The organism is Pseudomonas sp. R15(2017) (assembly GCF_002112685.1).
Classification (GTDB): Bacteria; Pseudomonadota; Gammaproteobacteria; order Pseudomonadales; family Pseudomonadaceae; genus Aquipseudomonas; species Aquipseudomonas glycinae.
This window is the reverse complement of record NZ_NEII01000006.1, coordinates 87,145-106,090: the sequence shown is the minus strand read 5'-3', so window position 1 is coordinate 106,090 and position 18,946 is coordinate 87,145. Positions and strand designations below refer to the sequence as shown.

The window sequence follows — 18,946 nt, the reverse complement described above, 5'->3', positions numbered from 1 at the left end:
TCAGGCGTCGTCGTTCTGCTCGGCCTTCAAGCGGTCGCGGAACGCCTTTGGCGAGATCCCCACCCGACGCCGGAACAGGCGCGTGAAGTTGGTCGGATCGGAAAATCCCAACACCTCGGACATCTCGTAAATGGTCATGCTGGTGTACGTCAGCAGACGCTTGGCTTCCAGCAATTGACGCTCGTGCATGATCTGCAACGCCGGCTGCCCCGCCAGTTCACGGCAAGTGCCGTTGAGGTGCGAGACGGAAATCCCCAGGCGATGGGCCAGGTCTTCGACCTTGACGTGCTGGCGGTAGGTCTCTTCCACCAGTTGAATGAATCCGTTGAGGTATTCGCGCTGGCGTTGCGGCCGTTGCGTGGCGTTGTGACGGCGGATCGCCTGACGGCTGACCCAGACCATGATCACGCTGACCAGCGAATGCATGAGCATTTCCCGCGCCGGTTGATGGCCGTTGTACTCGGCCTGCAACGCGGCAAACAGACTGTTGAGGTACTCCGCGTCCTTGCCCGCCGGATAACTCTCGGCCTGGGCCAGGGCCTGCACCGCGCTGCCCAGTTGCGCCTGCAAATGGTTGATCAACGGTGTGGCGAGGGTGACGACAAATCCTTCGACGTCCTCGGAAAAACGGAATCCATGCACCGATAACGGCGGCAGGATCTGGATCGCGGCTTCGTTCAGTTGCGTGCGTTGGCCTTCGATTTCAAGCTCTGCCTGACCTTTGAATACGAAGAGCAACTGGCACAAATCGGCGTGGCGGTGGGGTTTGATTTCCCATTGGTGTTCGCGGCTGCGTTTGGAAATGGTTTCACAGTGCAGCAAGTCAGGGGTCGGCCAGTCCAGGCTTTCACCGTAGAGCTTGAACACCGGAATCGAAGGCAGGTCAGGCTTGTTCATCACTTCAATCCAGGCCTCGAGGTTTGCGGGCGATAATCGCACCGATTGGCAGAATGTACAGGTATCGGCTCAGTTTTCACCTTCAATTGACAGACCCGCAAGGGAAAAATGCAAGCACTCGAATCCTGAAAATCATTCACCGGCGTTTGTCGCGTGAAGCTTGCGAGTCATAAAAACAATGAAAACGCTGAAAACCCAAGTCGCCATCATCGGCGCCGGTCCGTCCGGATTATTGCTCGGTCAACTGCTGCACAACGCCGGCATCGACACCCTGATTCTGGAACGCCAGACACCTGACTATGTGCTCGGCCGAATCCGCGCCGGCGTGCTTGAACAGGGCATGGTAGAGCTGTTGCGCGAAGCTGGCGTGGGTCAGCGGATGGACGCCGAAGGTTTGGTGCACGGTGGATTCGAACTGGCCCTCGACGGGCGCCGGATCCACATCGATCTGCAAGCCCTGACCGGTGGAAAAACCGTGATGGTCTACGGCCAGACCGAAGTCACCCGCGACCTGATGGCCGCTCGTCGGGAGACCGGTGCGCAGACAATTTACGAAGCCAGCCATGTCGTTCCCTGTGACGTGAAAAGCGACGAAGCTTATGTGACCTTCGAAAAGGACGGCGAAACCTGGCGCGTCGATTGCGACTACATCGCCGGTTGCGACGGTTTCCACGGCGTGGCCCGGCAGTCGATTCCCGAGGATTGCCTGAAAGTCTTCGAACGGGTTTATCCGTTTGGCTGGCTGGGGATTCTCGCCGACACGCCACCGATCCACGATGAACTGGTCTACGCCCGCCACGAGCGCGGCTTCGCCCTGTGCAGCATGCGCTCGGCGACTCGCACCCGTTATTACCTGCAAGTGCCCGCCGAGGAAAACGTCGACGACTGGTCGGATCAGCGCTTCTGGGATGAGCTGCGCAATCGTCTGCCGGAGGATCTGGCGCAGAAACTGGTGACCGGTCCGTCGATTGAAAAAAGCATCGCGCCGCTGCGCAGCTTTGTGGTCGAGCCGATGCAGTACGGGCGGATGTTTCTGGTGGGGGACGCGGCGCACATCGTTCCGCCGACCGGTGCCAAGGGGCTGAATCTGGCGGCCAGCGACGTCAGCACGCTGTTCAGGATTCTGCTGAAGGTTTATCGCGAAGGCCGCACCGAGTTGCTGGAGAAATACTCGCAGATCTGCCTGCGCCGGGTGTGGAAAGCCGAGCGGTTTTCCTGGTGGATGACTTCGATGTTGCACCGCTTCGACGAGCATGACGATTTCAGCCAGCGGATCTGTGCTTCGGAACTGGACTACTTTGTCAGCTCGGAGGCCGGTCAAAAAACCATTGCAGAAAATTACGTCGGGCTTCCTTATGAGGCTATCGAATAGCCTGCTACCGACTTACACTGGCGAGCATCCCCGCTCGCCTGGCGATCTGCGGGACCCTCACTGCCCGCAGGTTTTGCCCGTGACCAATCTCAACCATCCCGAAACGCCCAAACCGGCCATTCGCAGCGTGCTGGTCGCACTGATGATGGCGATCTTTCTCGGCGCGCTGGATCAAACCATCGTCGCCGTTTCCATGCCGGCCATCTCCGCCCAGTTCAAGGACGTCAGCCTGTTGGCCTGGGTGATTTCCGGCTACATGGTGGCGATGACCGTGGCGGTGCCGATCTACGGCAAGCTCGGCGATCTGTACGGGCGGCGCAAACTGATGCTGTTCGGCATGGGCCTGTTCACCCTCGCCTCGCTGTTCTGCGGCATGGCCCAGAGCATGGAGCAACTGGTGCTGGCGCGGATTTTCCAGGGCATCGGTGCCGGCGGGATGATTTCGGTAAGTCAGGCGATCATCGGCGACATCGTGCCGCCTCGCGAACGCGGGCGTTATCAGGGCTATTTTTCCAGCATGTATGCGGTGGCCAGCGTTGCCGGCCCGGTGCTCGGCGGTTACATGACCGAATACCTGTCGTGGCGCTGGGTGTTCCTGATCAACCTGCCGCTGGGTCTTGGCGCCTTCTGGGTTGCGCGACGTAACCTGATCGGCCTGCCGATTCCGCAACGCAAACCAATCATCGATTATCTCGGCACGCTGCTGATGATCATCGGCCTGACGGCGCTGTTGCTGGCGATCACTCAGGTCGGCCAGGGCCATGCGTGGCGCAGCAGCGAAGTGCTCGGCCTGTTCGCTTGCGCGGTGGCGGTACTGGCAGTGTTCGTCTGGCACGAGCGACGCGCCCGGGAGCCGTTGCTGCCGATGCACCTGTTCACCAACCGCAGTGCGCTGCTGTGCTGGTGCACGATTTTCTTTTGCAGCTTCCAGGCGATTTCCCTGATCGTGCTGATGCCGCTGCGCTTTCAGAGCGTGACCGGCGCGGGGGCCGACAGCGCTGCGTTGCACCTGCTGCCGCTGGCGATGGGTTTGCCGATCGGCGCGTATTTCGCCGGACGTCGCACCTCGATCACCGGGCGCTACAAACCGCAGATTCTGACCGGCGCGCTGCTGATGCCGATCTCGATCCTCGGCATGGCCTTCAGCCCGCCCGATGCGACGCTGCTCAGCAGCCTGTTCATGTTGCTCAGCGGGATCGCCGGCGGCATGCAGTTCCCGACCTCGCTGGTCGGTACGCAGAACTCGGTGGAGCAGAAGGATATTGGCGTCGCCACCAGCACCACCAACCTGTTCCGCTCTTTGGGCGGTGCGGTGGGTGTGGCATTGATGTCGGCGCTGTTGCTGGCGTTGTTGCAGGACTCCAGTTTCGCCCACCTGACCGGCAGCTCGCTGATGAGTGAAGGGCATTCCGGCAACGTGCTGCTCGACGGTCTGAACGCGGCGCCCGGCGATGCGCAGAACGCTTTGCGTGCCGAATTGCTGGTGACATTCCGGCATTTGCTGATGGTCAGCGCGGCGGTGTCGCTGCTCGGGCTGGCGGCGGCGATCGCCATGCCCAACCGGTTGTTGCGGGGCCGTGAACACGGCGCCCGCTGACTGTAGAACACCGTATGACCTGTGGGAGCGACGGTGCGACGACTCGACTTGCTCGCGATTGCGGTTGATCAGTCGACATTTGCGTCACTGCTACATTGCTATCGCGAGCAAGCTCGCTCCCACAGGAGAAGTGCATTCAAGCACTGTAATAACCGACCGCCACCAGCATGTTCCCGACCTTCTTCAGGTAGGCATGTTTGTTCTCGACCTTGCCGGTCACCGGGTTTTTCCAGCGGTACTCGTACTCGCCCTCATCCTGTTTGCCGATCAGCGCCAGAATCGGTTCGCCCACCGGTTTGCCTTCCGGGTCATCGACCTTGGCGAAATCGGTGTTGATCAACCGCAAATTGGTGCCGTGGGCGACATAGCGGTGGTTGTCGAGATTGACCACGAACACATACAGGTCGTCCTGCAAGTATCCGCCCTTGAGCGAGTTGATCGCGGACAGCGTGCCCTTCTCGTCTTTGGCCAGGTCGGTGGCCGCTTTGTCGAGCAACGCTTTCGCCTGCTCCGCCGATGCACGCGGCAAGTAATAACCCACCGCCAGAATCCGCTGACCGATGCGTTGATAGTAAACGTGCTTGCGCTCGACCTTGCCGTCGGACCAGTTCTGCCAGCGGTATTCGGCCTGCTGAATGCCGTTGCCTTCCGGCACTTTCAAGGCGTCCTTGAAGGACTTCTGCAAGTCCGGCCCGAGCACTTCGCTGACGTCGCGACCGATCAACGCCGATGACGGCCCACCACTGGCGAGCATCACGCCCTTGGTGTCGACCACGAACACGTAACGGTCCTTGTCGACGAATTCGCCCTGGCGGCTGAACGCCGCAAACGCCTTGTCGCCGTTGTCGTGGTAATAGGCAAGAGCCTTTTCCAGCAAGGCGATGGCGGCCTTGCTGTCGTCTTTTTCCGTGGTGGCCGCGTTGGCCTGACCGAAACTCAACAGCAGCACCGCGCCGAGCCAGGCCAGCTTGTGCACAAACCCCATGACGCATCCCTCGTTCTTGTTGGTGTTTCAAGAGCGTAGACGGCCTGAAGGCATGTATGGATATTCAGATGGCTTCTGAATGTTGCTGTGGCGAGGGTGTTCGCGCCCTCGCCACGCAAGAGGCTTACGGACGGGCGTTGAGTTGCTGTTGCAGGTTCTGGATCTGCGCTTGCAGGGTGTTGATGTTGCGGGTCATCTGCCCACGAAACGCGTCGAATTCGGCGGTGTTGGTGCCACCCTGGGCAGCAGCCGGACGGTTGTCCTGCTCGCTCTTGAGGATGACGATTTCCTGCTCCAGACGATCGATCGCAGGGTTCGACCCACCTTGTTTCTTCAGGGCCGTGATGTCGGCACCGAGGCTCTTGAACTGGGCATCGAAGCCTTTGACCTGTGCATCCAAGCCCTTGAGCTGGGCGTCGAGCTTGCTGGTGTCGGCCGGCGTGCTCTTCAGGGTCGCCAGTTCAGCGCTCAGGGTTTTGACCTGAGCCTGCAACTGGGTATTGGCAGTCTGGAGTTCAGTGGTCTGGGCGGTCATCTGCGCCAGGCGCTTGTCCAGATCCGTCGCCTGCCCGGCCACGCCCTGCTGCTGTTTGCTCTGATCCTGAAGCGCGCTTTGCAGCTGTTTGATCTGCAACTTCAACGCTTCGCTGTCGGTGGTGACATTGGTCTGGCTGGCCACGACCTTGCCGGAAATGTCCTGCAAACGCCCCGCCGCTTCCTCACTGATGCGCGCGAAACTTTCCTGGGTCGCCACCAGTTGCTGCTCCATCAGTGAAATCTGCTGGAAGCTCCACCAGGCCAGACCGATGAAAGCGAAGAACAATGCGCCGACCAGTGCCCACAACGGGCCGGTGCTGGCGGCCTTGACCTTGACCACCGGCGGCGTGCGTGAATGCACGGAGGTGCGGGCGGTGACCGGAAAATCGTCGTCATCGAGGGTATCGGCGCGCAGGCTCGGTACATCGTCGAAATCGTCGTGGGCATCGTTACGCATGGACATTGAGGCAACCTTTGTGAAACGCGGTGATGGCAGATTGGCGCGAAGTATAAACCCCGCGGCCGCTGGGGTTGACCCTCAACCCGTGGCGCGGTTCAGTGCCGGCCGGCAGATTCGTATCAACGAATGTCCTGAGCCTTCCACCAGCCACAGAACTCATCGAGGGCCGTCCACAGACTGACTTTCGGATCGTAGTCCAGATAATGCCGTGCGCGACTGATGTCGAGGGTGAAATTTTTGTTCATCACCTGCATGCCCAGGCGCGACAGGGTCGGCTCGGGACGCCCGGGCCAGAGCTTGCACACGCCTTCGTTGAGCGCCGCCACGCTGTAAGCCAGACCGTAGGAACGGTACTTGGTGACCTGTGGGACTTCCATCTTGCGCATCACGTAATTGACCACATCCCACAGCGGCACCGGGGCGCCGTTGCTGATGTTGTAGGCCTTGCCCAGCGCCGAAGCGTCGGCCAGCAGACTGCTGAGCAACGCTTCGTTGAGGTTGTGCACGCTGGTGAAATCGACCTTGTTCAGACCGTTGCCGATGATCGCCAGACGGCCCTTGCGCTGCATCTTCAGCAGGCGCGGAAAGATGCTCATGTCGCCGGCGCCGGTGACGAAGCGCGGGCGCAGGGCCAGGGTTTCGAGGCCGAATTCCTGGGCGCCGAAGACCTTTTGCTCAGCCAGGTATTTGGTCGCGGCGTAGTGATGTTTGAAGCGCTTGGGCACTTGCTCTTCGGTCAGGCCGAGGTGGTCGCGACCGTCAAAGTAGATCGAGGGCGACGACAGATGCACCAGTCGCCGAACCCGTTGTTTCAGGCAGGCCTCGACCACGTTTTCGGTGACTTGCACATTGCCCTGATGGAAGTCCTGATAACGGCCCCACAAGCCGACCGCGCCGGCGCAATGCACCACGGCTTCGACATCGCTGCACAGCGCACGCACCAGATCCGGGTCGCTCAAATCGCCCTGAACGAACTCGGCACCACGACGCACCAGATGCTCGACACCCTCGGCCCGGCGACCGTTGACCCGCACGTCCAGGCCCTGCTCCAGGGCGAAACGCGCAAAGCGTCCGCCAATGAAGCCGCTTGCGCCGGTGACCAGAATTTTCATGTAGAGCTCCGCTGTCTTTCGTTTTGCCTGATTCGTGAGTCTTGACGCTGGCCGTCAGTCCAACGGCACCAGCCATTGCGCCGACGAGCGCACCAATTGTTCGGTCAACAGCCCGAGCAACTGACCGCCATTGCGCCAATGATGCCAGTACAAGGGCACGTCGATCGGTTTATCTGGCAACAGTTCGCGCAACACGCCGCGCTCCAGTTGCTCGCGCACCTGTAATTCCGGCACCAGTCCCCAGCCGAGCCCGGCTTCGGTCAGGCGAATAAAACCTTCGGACGACGGGCAAAGGTGATGTTCGAAACCGCCATCGACGCCGAGGGACGCGAGGTATCGATGCTGGAGAAAATCGTCCGGGCCGAAGACCAATGCGGGGGTGCGCGGCAATTGTTCGGCCCGCACGCCGTCGGGAAAGTGCCGCTCGATGAACGCCGGACTGGCCAGCGCCCGATAGCGCATCGCTCCGAGCAGCACACTGCGCGCGCCTGCAACCGGACGCTCACTGGCGCACAGGCAACCGGCCACTTCACCGGCGCGCATGCGTTTGAGGCCGACGGTCTGGTCTTCGACGATCAGATCGAGCAATAGATGTTGTTCGGCGCAGAAGTCGCCCACCGCCTCGGCCCACCAGGTGGCGAGGCTGTCGGCATTCAGCGCGATGCGCAGACGCTCCGGCAGACCTTCTTCGTCCAGCGCCGGCACCAGCGTCTGCAAATCTCGCTCAAGCAGACGCACCTGCTGCACATGGTTGAGCAGGCGCCGGCCGATTTCGGTCGGCGACGGCGGTGTGCCGCGCACCAAAACCGGCTGGCCGACCCGCGCTTCCAGCAGTTTGATCCGCTGGGAAATCGCCGATTGCGAAAGGCCCAGCACCTGCGCCGCCCGTTCGAATCCGGCCTGCTCGACCACGGCGGCCAGAGCGGAAAGCAATTTGTAGTCGAACATCAGTTTTCCTAATGAGCGATCAGCACTATTGGTTTTTCTTATACAGCGTCTACCGGGAGAATAGCCAGCAAGCACTCTTTATCAAGGACTCCCACAATGGCTGGCGAAACCTCGTTGACCACCCTGCTGCGCAGCATGAGCCCGCAGCTCAATGCCGGCGAATACGTCTTCTGCACCTTGTCCGACGGCGAGTTGCCGAGCGGCCTGGAAGTTGTAGGCAGTTTCCGTGAGCAGGAAGGCCTGACGGTGATCCTGGAACGTTCCCACGCCGAGCGCGCCGGCTTCAGCTTCGACTATGTCGCAGCCTGGATCACCTTGAACGTGCATTCGGCGCTGGAAGCGGTCGGCCTGACCGCCGCTTTCGCCAGTGCACTTGGCAAGGCCGGCATCAGCTGCAATGTGATTGCCGGCTACTACCACGATCATTTGTTCGTCGGTCAGGCGGACGCCGAACGCGCCATGCAAGTGCTGCGCGACCTCGCAGCCAACGCGGAGTAACCGTCATGTGGCAAAGCTATACCAACGGTTTGCTGGTGGCGTTCGGGCTGATCATGGCGATCGGTACGCAGAACGCTTTTGTCCTGGCCCAGAGCCTGCGGCGTGAACATCACCTGCCGGTCGCGGCGCTGTGCGTCGCCTGCGATGCGCTGCTGGTGGCGGCCGGTGTGTTCGGTCTGGCCACGGTGCTGGCGCAGAACCCGACCTTGCTGGCGGTTGCCCGCTGGGGCGGCGCGGTGTTCCTGATCTGGTACGGCAGCCAGGCGCTGCGCCGGGCCTGTTCGAAACAGAGCCTGCAACAGGGTGAAAACCAGACCGTACGTTCGCTGCGGGCGGTGATGCTCAGCGCTCTGGCGGTGACGCTGCTCAACCCGCACGTCTATCTCGACACCGTTTTGCTGATCGGCTCCCTCGGTGCGCAACAGTCGGTACCCGGCGCTTATGTGGTGGGCGCGGCGAGCGCTTCGCTGCTGTGGTTCTTCACCCTGGCGTTCGGCGCGGCATGGCTCGCGCCGTGGCTGGCACGGCCGAGTACCTGGCGGATTCTGGATCTGTTGGTGGCGGTGATGATGTTCACGGTGGCGGGGCAATTGATATTGGCTTCATGATTTATTCCAAACAGCTCTGGAACCTCTATCCCACACAGTTGTTGCGTGGTTAAGCCGCACCCCCGGTGCTATGATCCGAACCCTGCGCCGCAAAGAGTAAAAACTCGCCGGTGCATTTCTGGCCGCCCGTGATCGGCCTTGCGCTCACCGCAACAGACCTGATTAGGAGAATCATCATGGCTTTCGAATTGCCGCCGCTGCCTTACGCACACGATGCCCTGCAGCCGCACATTTCCAAGGAAACCCTGGAATTCCACCACGACAAGCACCACAACACCTATGTCGTGAACCTGAACAACCTGGTGCCAGGCACCGAGTTCGAAGGCAAGACCCTGGAAGAAATCGTCAAGACTTCCTCGGGCGGCATCTTCAACAACGCCGCTCAGGTCTGGAACCACACCTTCTACTGGAACTGCCTGGCGCCAAACGCCGGCGGTCAACCAACCGGCGCACTGGCTGAAGCCATCAACGCGGCTTTCGGTTCGTTCGACAAGTTCAAGGAAGAATTCAGCAAAACCTCGATCGGCACCTTCGGTTCCGGCTGGGGCTGGCTGGTGAAAAAAGCTGACGGCTCCCTGGCGCTGGCCAGCACCATCGGCGCCGGCAACCCGCTGACCAGCGGCGACACCCCGCTGCTGACCTGCGACGTCTGGGAACACGCTTACTACATCGACTACCGTAACCTGCGTCCGAAGTACGTCGAGGCGTTCTGGAACCTGGTCAACTGGAAGTTCGTGGCCGAGCAGTTCGAAGGCAAGACCTTCACCGCTTAAGCTGCACGCCAGACAAAAACCCGGCTTTGCCGGGTTTTTTTATACCTGCAAAAATCATCGTGGGTGCGTTGCATCGCAAACAGGGCCTTTTCCCACATCTGATACCGCCCTTCTCCCCTTGCTCCCAAGCCACGGCGGACTAACATCAAAAAAAGGAAAAAATGTCCGACACCCCTCAAGTTGGAGACCGAAACTACCGACACAGTACAACCAAGGCAAAGACTCCAGACAGCAGCATTTCGGCCAAGGCCACGGACAATTATTCTGCGGCTCGATTGTCCCTTTGACTGCCAACACGGGATTGCCAATACTCATGGCAACTTGACGCTACCCGCACGGAACAAGGAATAACCCTTTGAAGCTGGAACTCAAGAACAGCTTGTCGGTGAAGTTGCTCCGGGTCGTGCTCCTGTCGGCATTGATCGTCGGCGTGGTCTTGAGCTGCGCGCAGATCGTGTTCGATGCCTATAAAACACGCCAGGCCGTCGCCGGTGATGCCGAACGCATCCTCGACATGTTCCGCGATCCCTCCACCCAGGCCGTCTACAGCCTGGACCGGGAGATGGGCATGCAGGTGATCGAAGGCCTGTTCCAGGATGACGCCGTGCGCCAGGCCTCCATCGGTCATCCCAACGAAGCCATGCTCGCGCAAAAATCCCGTGAGCTGCAGCAATCCAACAGCCGCTGGCTGACCGACCTGATCCTCGGCCAGGAGCGCACGTTCACCACCCAACTGGTGGGACGCGGGCCCTACAGCGAGTATTACGGCGATCTGAGCATCACCCTCGACACGGCCACCTACGGTCAGGGCTTCATCGTCAGTTCGGTGATCATCTTCATTTCCGGCGTGTTGCGCGCCCTGGCCATGGGCCTGGTGCTGTATCTGGTCTATCACTGGCTGCTGACCAAACCGCTGTCGCGGATCATCGAACACCTCACCGAGATCAACCCCGACCGCCCCAGCGAACACAAGATTCCGCAACTCAAGGGCCACGAGAAAAACGAACTGGGGATCTGGATCAACACCGCCAACCAGTTGCTCGAATCCATCGAACGCAACACCCACCTGCGCCACGAAGCGGAAAACAGCCTGCTGCGCATGGCCCAGTACGATTTCCTCACCGGCCTGCCGAACCGTCAGCAATTGCAGCAGCAACTGGACAAGATTCTGGTGGATGCCGGCAAGCTGCAACGCAGGGTCGCCGTGCTTTGCGTAGGACTGGACGATTTCAAAGGCATCAACGAACAATTCAGCTACCAGACCGGCGACCAGTTATTGCTCGCCCTCGCTGACCGGCTACGCGCTCACAGCGGTCGCCTCGGCGCCCTCGCCCGTCTCGGCGGCGACCAGTTCGCCCTGGTGCAGGCCGATATCGAGCAACCCTACGAAGCGGCGGAACTGGCGCAAAGTATCCTTGATGACCTGGAAGCGCCGTTCGCCCTTGATCATCAAGAGATTCGCCTGCGCGCGACCATCGGCATCACCCTGTTCCCGGAGGACGGCGACAGCACCGAGAAGCTGTTGCAGAAAGCCGAGCAGACCATGACCCTGGCCAAGACCCGCTCGCGCAACCGCTATCAGTTCTACATCGCCAGCGTCGACAGCGAGATGCGCCGCCGTCGCGAACTGGAAAAAGACCTGCGCGATGCGCTGTTGCGCGATCAGTTCTACCTCGTCTATCAGCCGCAGATCAGCTACCGCGATCATCGCGTGGTCGGGGTCGAAGCCCTGATCCGCTGGCAGCATCCGGAACACGGTCTGGTGCCGCCAGACCTGTTCATACCCCTGGCCGAGCAGAACGGCACCATCATCGCCATCGGCGAATGGGTGCTGGATCAGGCCTGCAAGCAACTGCGCGACTGGCACGATCAGGGTTTTGTCGACCTGCGCATGGCGGTCAACCTGTCCACCGTGCAACTGCACCACGCCGAGCTGCCCCGCGTGGTCAACAACCTGTTGCAGATGTACCGCCTGCCACCGCGCAGCCTGGAGCTGGAAGTCACCGAAACCGGCCTGATGGAAGACATCAGCACCGCCGCCCAGCACCTGCTGAGCCTGCGCCGCTCCGGCGCCTTGATCGCTATCGACGACTTCGGCACCGGCTATTCGTCGCTGAGTTATCTCAAGAGCCTGCCGCTGGACAAGATCAAGATCGACAAGAGCTTCGTCCAGGATCTGCTGGATGACGACGATGACGCGACCATCGTTCGCGCCATCATTCAACTGGGCAAAAGCCTGGGCATGCAGGTGATCGCCGAAGGGGTGGAAACCGCCGAACAGGAAACCTACATCATTTCCGAAGGCTGCCACGAAGGTCAGGGCTACCACTACAGCAAACCGCTGCCGGCACGCGAGTTGAGCATTTACCTCAAGCAGGCCCAGCGCAGCAACGCTGCCATCCTCTGAAACCGGCCTGCCATGCCCGATACCACCCGCGGTCTGCCGGGCATGAACCTCGCGGTTGATCCAGCGCAACCCCCGCGCAAATAAGAAATATTTCCAGCTACAACCCTTTACACATAATGCGAAAGATTTGCATTATGTCGCAGCTTTTGCGCACCCCCGCGCCTGTCCACTCAATTACCGAAGCAGGATGTTCGCCATGATTCGTATGCCTCTGGCTACCGCCAGTCTGCTGGCCATCGCTATTTCCCTCGCCGGTTGCGGCGAAGGTAAAGACAAAGACAAGGCCGCCGCTGCTGCGCCGACCCCGGCTGCCAGCACCGCTGCACCGGCTGCGCCTGCTGCCGCCGGTAAAGTCGACGAGGCCGCCGGCAAAGCCGTTGTCTCGCACTATGCCGACATGGTCTTCGCCGTTTACAGCGATGCCGAATCCACCGCGAAAACCCTGCAAACCGCCATCGACGCATTCCTCGCCAAGCCGAACGCCGACACCCTGAAAGCCGCCAAGGCTGCCTGGGTCGCCGCCCGCGTTCCTTACCTGCAGAGCGAAGTGTTCCGCTTCGGCAACACCATCATCGACGACTGGGAAGGTCAGGTGAACGCCTGGCCTCTGGACGAAGGCCTGATCGACTACGTCGACAAGTCCTACGAACACGCACTGGGCAATCCAGGCGCCACCGCCAACATCATCGCCAACACCGAAGTACAGGTCGGCGAAGACAAGGTCGACGTCAAGGACATCACCCCGGAAAAACTCGCCAGCCTGAACGAGCTGGGCGGTTCCGAAGCCAACGTTGCCACCGGCTACCATGCCATCGAATTCCTGCTCTGGGGCCAGGATCTGAACGGCACCGGCCCGGGCGCCGGCAACCGTCCGGCTTCGGACTATCTGGAAGGCAAAGGCGCCACTGGCGGTCACAACGATCGTCGTCGTGCCTACCTGAAAGCCGTGACCCAGCTGCTGGTCAGCGATCTGGAAGAAATGGTCGCCAACTGGAAGCCGAACGTGGCTGACAACTACCGCGCCACCCTGGAAGCCGAACCGGCTGAAAGCGGCCTGCGCAAAATGCTGTTCGGCATGGGCAGCCTGTCCCTGGGCGAACTGGCCGGCGAGCGCATGAAGGTGTCCCTGGAAGCGAATTCCCCGGAAGACGAACAGGATTGCTTCAGCGACAATACCCACAACTCGCACTTCTACGATGCCAAGGGCATTCGTAACGTTTACCTGGGCGAGTACACCCGCGTCGACGGCACCAAACTGACCGGCGCCAGCCTGTCATCGCTGGTGGCCAAGGTTGACCCGGCTGCCGACACCGCGCTGAAAGCCGATCTGGCTGCCACCGAAGCCAAGATCCAGGTCATGGTCGATCACGCCAACAAGGGTGAGCACTACGACCAGTTGATCGCAGCGGGCAATACCGCCGGCAACCAGATCGTGCGCGATGCCATCGCTTCGCTGGTCAAGCAGACCGGTTCGATCGAAGCCGCAGCCGGCAAGCTCGGCATCAGCGACCTGAACCCGGACAACGCCGATCACGAGTTCTGATCACAGCGTCCGCGTTAAAAAGGCGACCTTCGGGTCGCCTTTTTTCGCTGATCGTTCCCACGCTCTGCGTGGGAACGCAGCCCGGGACGCTCTGCGTCCCAAATCAAAAGCCGAACGCAGAGCGTCCGTTGAGGCATTCCCACGCAGAGCGTGGGAACGATCAAAGTTTGTGAAACCCCTGCCCTGCATCAAGCAAACGATAATTCCTCTTATTCAATCTCCCTCGCCCTGTTAGACTTTGCGCCTTTAAATTCGCCCCTCTTGCAGGATGTCTGATGCCCTCGCTGCCTCTTCGCTTGTCCGCACTGTTTCTGGCCCTGGGCCTGAGTGCCTGCGATGACGCCCCGCGTTTCACCAAGGCCGAGCCGGGTGAGGCCCGTTCCGGCGGCGCGGCGACTGTGCGCAAGAGCGATCAGAACGCGTTTTCCCTGCCGTCGGCCAATCTGCCGCCTTCGCGGCGGGTGGACTTCAGTGTCGGCAACAGTTTCTTTCGCAGCCCGTGGGTGATCGCGCCTTCGACCACCACGGCACGCGATGGCCTCGGCCCGCTGTTCAACACCAACGCCTGCCAGAACTGCCACATCAAGGACGGTCGCGGTCATCCGCCGACGCCGGATGCGGCCAACGCGGTGTCGATGCTGGTGCGTCTGTCGATTCCCGATGCGCCGCAGTACGCCAAATTGATCGAGCAGGTCGGTGTGGTTCCCGAGCCGGTGTACGGCGGCCAGTTCCAGGACATGGCCGTTCCCGGCGTCGCGCCGGAAGGCAAGGTGCGGGTCGATTACACGCCGGTGCCGGTCCGCTTCAAGGACGGCACCGAGGTCGAGCTGCGCAAACCAGTCTTGCAGATCACCCAGCTCGGCTACGGCCCGATGCACCCGGACACACGTTTCTCGGCCCGCGTTGCGCCGCCGATGATCGGCCTGGGCCTGCTCGAAGCGATTCCCGAAGAAGCGATCCTCGCCAACGCTGCCGCACAGGCCAAAGAGAACAACGGCATCAACGGCCGGCCAAACCGGGTCTGGGATGACGCACAGCAAAAGACCGTGATGGGGCGATTTGGCTGGAAAGCCGGCCAACCGAACCTCAATCAACAAAATGTACACGCGTTTTCGGGTGATATGGGCCTGACCACCAGCCTGAGACCGTTTGATGACTGCACCGACGCGCAAACCGCCTGTAAACAGGCGCCGAACGGCAGCGGCCCGGACGGCGAACCTGAAGTCAGCGACAACATCCTGCGCCTGGTGCTGTTCTACAGCCGCAACCTTGCCGTTCCCGCCCGCCGTGGGGTCAACGATGCGCAAGTGCTGGCCGGCAAGAATCTGTTTTTCCAGGCGGGCTGCCAGTCCTGTCACACCCCAAAATACACCACCGCCGCCAATGCCGCCGAACCTGAACTGGCCAATCAAGTGATTCGCCCATACAGCGATCTGCTGCTCCATGACATGGGCGAAGGCCTGGCGGACAACCGCACTGAATTTCAGGCTTCCGGCCGCGACTGGCGCACCCCGCCGCTGTGGGGCATCGGCCTGACGCAGACGGTCAGCGGCCATACCCAGTTTCTGCATGACGGCCGCGCCCGCAATCTGCTCGAAGCCGTGCTCTGGCACGGCGGCGAAGCGAAGGCGGCGCAGCAACAGGTTTTGTCTTTCAACGCCGAGCAGCGTGCCGCGCTGCTGGCGTTCTTGAACTCACTTTAAACACTTGAACGAATCGGGAGCCCGACATGTTCCGTCCCAAGCTGTTGTTCACCAGCCTTGCCGCACTGGCCCTCGGCGCGTGCTCGCCGCAGGATCCGCAAGCCGTCACCTCGGCGGCCATCGCCAAATCGGTGATCCTGCCGACCTACACCCGCTGGGTCGAAGCCGACAGGCAACTGGCCGTCAGTGCCCTCGCCTACTGCCAGGGCAAAGAGTCGCTGGACACCGCCCGTGCTGACTTCCTGCATGCGCAGAAAGCCTGGGCCGAGTTGCAACCGTTGCTGATTGGCCCGCTGGCCGAGGGCAACCGTTCGTGGCAGGTGCAGTTCTGGCCGGACAAGAAAAACCTGGTCGGCCGTCAGGTCGAGCAACTGGTCACCGCGCAGCCGCAGATCGACGCCGCCGCCCTGGCCAAATCCAGCGTCGTGGTTCAGGGCCTGTCCGCCTACGAGTACATCCTGTTCGACGCCAAGCCTGACGTCGCCAACGACGCGCAGAAAGCCAAATACTGCCCACTGCTGGTGGCCATCGGCGAGCGTCAGAAACAACTGGCCGAAGAGATCCTCAGCAGTTGGAACAACACCGACGGCATGCTCGCGCAGATGAGCAAATTCCCGAACCAGCGCTACGCCGACTCCCACGAAGCGATCGCCGATCTGCTGCGGGTACAGGTCACCGCTCTCGACACCCTGAAGAAAAAACTCGGCACGCCGATGGGCCGTCAGAGCAAGGGCGTACCTCAACCGTTCCAGGCCGACGCATGGCGTAGCCAGTCGTCCATGGAGGCGCTGGAAGCCAGCCTCGCGGCGGCGAAAACTGTCTGGGAAGGCGTCGACAACAAAGGCCTGCGTGGCCTGCTGCCGGCTGAGCAAAAGCCGCTGGCGGACAAGATCGATGCCGCCTACGCGGCCTCGCTCAAACTGTTCGACAGCACCCAGCGCTCGCTGACCGAAATGCTCAACGATGACGCTGGTCGCCAGCAACTCAACGACATTTACGACAGCCTCAACGTCGTCCATCGCCTGCATGAAGGCGAACTGGCCAAGGCGCTGGGCATCCAACTGGGCTTCAACGCCAACGACGGTGACTGATGAGGGCACGTGCCATGCTGCGACGCCAGGCTCTGACTTTAGGTAGTTTGCTGCTGGGAGCAGTGACACTGGGCGGCTGGACGCTGTCCAAACGCAAGGACCAAAGCCCGCTGCTGCTGTCGGCGCGGGACGACACCGACGGCAAGCACTACGCCGTCGGTTATCGGCTGGACGGCACCCGGGTGTTCGCCACTGAAGTCGGCCAGCGCTGCCACGACATCATTAATCACCCGACGCTGCCGATCGCGCTGTTCGTCGCCCGCCGGCCGGGCACCGAGAGCTACCTGATCGACCTGCGCAGCGGTGCATTGCTGCAAACCGTGACCTCGCAGCCGAACCGGCATTTCTACGGCCACGCGGTGATCCACCACAGCGGCGACTACCTGTATGCCACCGAAAACGACACCACCGATCCGGGCCGTGGTCTGCTCGGGGTGTACAAGTTCGAAGGCGAACGGCTGGTCCACAGCGGCGAGATTTCCACCCACGGTCTCGGCCCGCATCAGGTGTCGTGGATGCCCGACGGTGAAACCCTGGTGGTGGCCAATGGCGGGATCCGCACCGAGGCCGAAAGCCGGGTCGACATGAACCTCGACGCCATGGAACCAAGCCTGGTGCTGATGCAGCGCGATGGCACCCTGCTGAGCAAGGAAACCCTCGCCCAGCAGATGAACAGCGTGCGCCACCTGGGGATCGCCAGCGACGGCACCATCGTCGCCGGCCAGCAATTCATGGGGCCTTCCCACGAGCGCTCGGAGCTGCTGGCGATCAAACGTCCCGGCCAGCCGTTCGTGGCGTTCCCGGTGCCGGAGCATCAGTTGCAGTCGATGGGTCATTACACCGCCAGCGTCGCCGTGCACAGCGACCTGCGTCTGGTGGCACTGACCGCACCGCGCGGCAACCGCTTCTTCATCTGGGACCTGGACAGCGGCGAAGTCCGACTCGACGCCCCGTTGCCTGACTGCGCCGGCGTCGGTGCGGTGAAGGACGGCTTTGTCGTGACCTCCGGTCAGGGACGCTGCCGTTACTACGATTGCCGCCAGGATGAACTGCTGGCCAAACCGCTGGATTTGCCCGCAGGGCTCTGGGACAACCATCTTCATCTGATGGCCTGAAATTCGCCGTCGACCGCTCGGTCGGCGGCCCAGCTTTTTTCTATCGCCGCCCTTCATACCCTGTAAAAACTGGCAGTTGGAATCCCTGCCGAACTCAGGGTAATGTGCCCGCCTGTCTCGCCTGATTTTCTCCAAGGAACTGGAAATATGCTGCGTCGCCGCATGCTGATCATGTTGGGTGTTGTACTGCTGATCGTTCTGCTTCTCGCCGGTTACAAGGCCTTTTCGATCTATACGATGATCCAGGGCTTTTCCAAACCGAAGCCGCCGATCAGCGTCGCCGTGGCCACCGCCGTCGAGCGCCCGTGGCAGATGCGTCTGCCCACCGTCGGCACGCTGAAGGCGCTGCAAGGCGTCGACCTGAGTCTGGAAAACGCCGGCACCGTCACCGAGCTGAAATTCGAATCGGGGCAGAAGGTCAAGGCCGGCCAACCCTTGCTGCAACTGGACAGCGCCGTCGAAACCGCCTTCCTCGAAACCGCCAAGGCCGATCTCGGCCTCGCGCAGCTGGATTACGGTCGCGGCAGCCAACTGGTCGGCAGCAGCGCCATCTCCAAAGGCGAATTCGACCGGCTCTCGGCGCAGTTGCAAAAGAACAAGGCCACGGTCAATCAACTCAATGCGGCGCTGGCCAAAAAACGCATCGTCGCGCCCTTCAGCGGCACCATCGGCATCCGCCTCGTCGACATCGGCGACTACCTCGCCAGCGGCACCAAGATCGCCACCCTGCAGGATCTGAGCAGCCTCTACGCCGACTTCTACGTGCCCGAACAGTCGGTGCCGAAACTGGCCATCGGGCAACCGGTACAGATTACGGTCGCGGCGTATCCCGGCCAGAACTTCACCGGTGCCATCAGCGCGATCAACCCGATCGTCGAGAGCACCACCCGCAACATTCTGGTTCGCGCCACCCTGGCCAACCCCGACGGCAAGTTGCTGCCGGGCATGTTCACCAGCGTCGAGGTGCTGCTGCCGGATCCGCAGAAACACATCGTGGTCCCGGAAAGCGCGATCACTTACACCCTCTACGGCAACTCGACGTACGTGGTCACCCAGAAGAAAGCCGAAGACGGCACCGTCGAGAAAGACGACAAGGGCCAACCGGTGCTGATCGCCGAGCGTCGGTTCGTCGAGACCGGCGAACGCCGCGATGGCCAGGTGATGATCAACAAGGGCGTGCAGAGCGGCGAACAGGTGGTGACGGCCGGCCAGATCAAACTGGACAACGGCGCCCACATTGCCATCAGCGACGACAAGACCCTCGGCGAGCAGAACAGTCCGCCCCGCGCCGACTGATCAA

General features: G+C 61.4%; 16 protein-coding genes. 11 read left to right on the top strand and 5 right to left on the bottom strand.

Going from position 1 to position 18,946, the window contains the following annotated elements:
* Window positions 1-897, bottom strand: a complete 897-nt coding sequence (locus CAF77_RS14030; protein WP_064383803.1) for a helix-turn-helix domain-containing protein — start codon at window positions 895-897, stop codon at window positions 1-3.
* Window positions 898-1,084: 187 nt separating this feature from the next.
* On the opposite strand from CAF77_RS14030, the gene pobA reads away from it, so the two are divergent.
* Both pobA and CAF77_RS14020 read left to right on the top strand, forming a co-directional pair.
* Window positions 1,085-2,269: a 4-hydroxybenzoate 3-monooxygenase gene (gene pobA / locus CAF77_RS14025; RefSeq protein WP_170928960.1), complete on the top strand. Its 1,185-nt coding sequence runs from the start codon at window positions 1,085-1,087 to the stop codon at window positions 2,267-2,269.
* A 79-nt stretch (window positions 2,270-2,348) separates the two neighbouring features.
* The gene (locus tag CAF77_RS14020) at window positions 2,349-3,866 is read left to right on the top strand and encodes an MDR family MFS transporter (protein WP_085654804.1); all 1,518 of its coding nucleotides are present in this window, start codon (window positions 2,349-2,351) and stop codon (window positions 3,864-3,866) included.
* Window positions 3,867-4,002: 136 nt separating this feature from the next.
* Here the strand turns inward: CAF77_RS14020 and CAF77_RS14015 are convergent, their stop codons facing one another.
* The 4 genes from CAF77_RS14015 to CAF77_RS14000 form a co-directional block, all read right to left on the bottom strand.
* Entirely contained in the window at window positions 4,003-4,851 is an 849-nt protein-coding gene (locus tag CAF77_RS14015) for a cache domain-containing protein (RefSeq protein ID WP_085654802.1), read from the bottom strand.
* Between the two features lie 124 nt (window positions 4,852-4,975).
* The gene (locus tag CAF77_RS14010) at window positions 4,976-5,851 is read right to left on the bottom strand and encodes an ATPase (protein ID WP_085654800.1); all 876 of its coding nucleotides are present in this window, start codon (window positions 5,849-5,851) and stop codon (window positions 4,976-4,978) included.
* A 116-nt stretch (window positions 5,852-5,967) separates the two neighbouring features.
* Window positions 5,968-6,960 (bottom strand): NAD(P)-dependent oxidoreductase, encoded by a 993-nt coding sequence (locus CAF77_RS14005; RefSeq protein ID WP_064383808.1) that lies wholly within the window; start codon window positions 6,958-6,960, stop codon window positions 5,968-5,970.
* Window positions 6,961-7,014: 54 nt separating this feature from the next.
* Entirely contained in the window at window positions 7,015-7,908 is an 894-nt protein-coding gene (locus CAF77_RS14000; RefSeq protein ID WP_085606712.1) for a LysR family transcriptional regulator ArgP, read from the bottom strand.
* A gap of 96 nt (window positions 7,909-8,004) precedes the next feature.
* Between CAF77_RS14000 and CAF77_RS13995 the strand changes: the two genes are divergently transcribed.
* The 9 genes from CAF77_RS13995 (at window position 8,005) to CAF77_RS13955 (ending at window position 18,942) form a co-directional block, all read left to right on the top strand.
* The gene (locus tag CAF77_RS13995; protein WP_085654797.1) at window positions 8,005-8,406 is read left to right on the top strand and encodes an ACT domain-containing protein; all 402 of its coding nucleotides are present in this window, start codon (window positions 8,005-8,007) and stop codon (window positions 8,404-8,406) included.
* A 5-nt stretch (window positions 8,407-8,411) separates the two neighbouring features.
* Complete coding sequence (locus CAF77_RS13990) at window positions 8,412-9,014, top strand: LysE/ArgO family amino acid transporter (RefSeq protein ID WP_011335710.1); 603 nt, start codon at window positions 8,412-8,414, stop codon at window positions 9,012-9,014.
* A gap of 176 nt (window positions 9,015-9,190) precedes the next feature.
* The gene (locus CAF77_RS13985; protein WP_003227660.1) at window positions 9,191-9,787 is read left to right on the top strand and encodes a superoxide dismutase; all 597 of its coding nucleotides are present in this window, start codon (window positions 9,191-9,193) and stop codon (window positions 9,785-9,787) included.
* Between the two features lie 355 nt (window positions 9,788-10,142).
* Complete coding sequence (locus CAF77_RS13980; protein ID WP_064383811.1) at window positions 10,143-12,194, top strand: bifunctional diguanylate cyclase/phosphodiesterase; 2,052 nt, start codon at window positions 10,143-10,145, stop codon at window positions 12,192-12,194.
* Window positions 12,195-12,390: 196 nt separating this feature from the next.
* The gene (locus CAF77_RS13975; RefSeq protein ID WP_085654795.1) at window positions 12,391-13,737 is read left to right on the top strand and encodes an imelysin family protein; all 1,347 of its coding nucleotides are present in this window, start codon (window positions 12,391-12,393) and stop codon (window positions 13,735-13,737) included.
* A 275-nt stretch (window positions 13,738-14,012) separates the two neighbouring features.
* On the top strand, window positions 14,013-15,440 hold the full coding sequence (locus CAF77_RS13970; RefSeq protein WP_085654793.1) for a di-heme oxidoredictase family protein: 1,428 nt from the start codon (window positions 14,013-14,015) through the stop codon (window positions 15,438-15,440).
* Window positions 15,441-15,466: 26 nt separating this feature from the next.
* Window positions 15,467-16,531, top strand: coding sequence for an imelysin family protein (locus tag CAF77_RS13965; RefSeq protein ID WP_085654791.1), 1,065 nt, complete (start codon window positions 15,467-15,469; stop codon window positions 16,529-16,531).
* A gap of 14 nt (window positions 16,532-16,545) precedes the next feature.
* Window positions 16,546-17,646 carry a DUF1513 domain-containing protein gene (locus CAF77_RS13960; protein WP_085654788.1) on the top strand — a complete coding sequence of 367 codons (1,101 nt, stop codon included), beginning with the start codon at window positions 16,546-16,548 and terminating at the stop codon, window positions 17,644-17,646.
* A gap of 147 nt (window positions 17,647-17,793) precedes the next feature.
* Complete coding sequence (locus tag CAF77_RS13955; protein ID WP_085654786.1) at window positions 17,794-18,942, top strand: efflux RND transporter periplasmic adaptor subunit; 1,149 nt, start codon at window positions 17,794-17,796, stop codon at window positions 18,940-18,942.
* The last annotated feature ends 4 nt before the right edge of the window (window positions 18,943-18,946 follow it).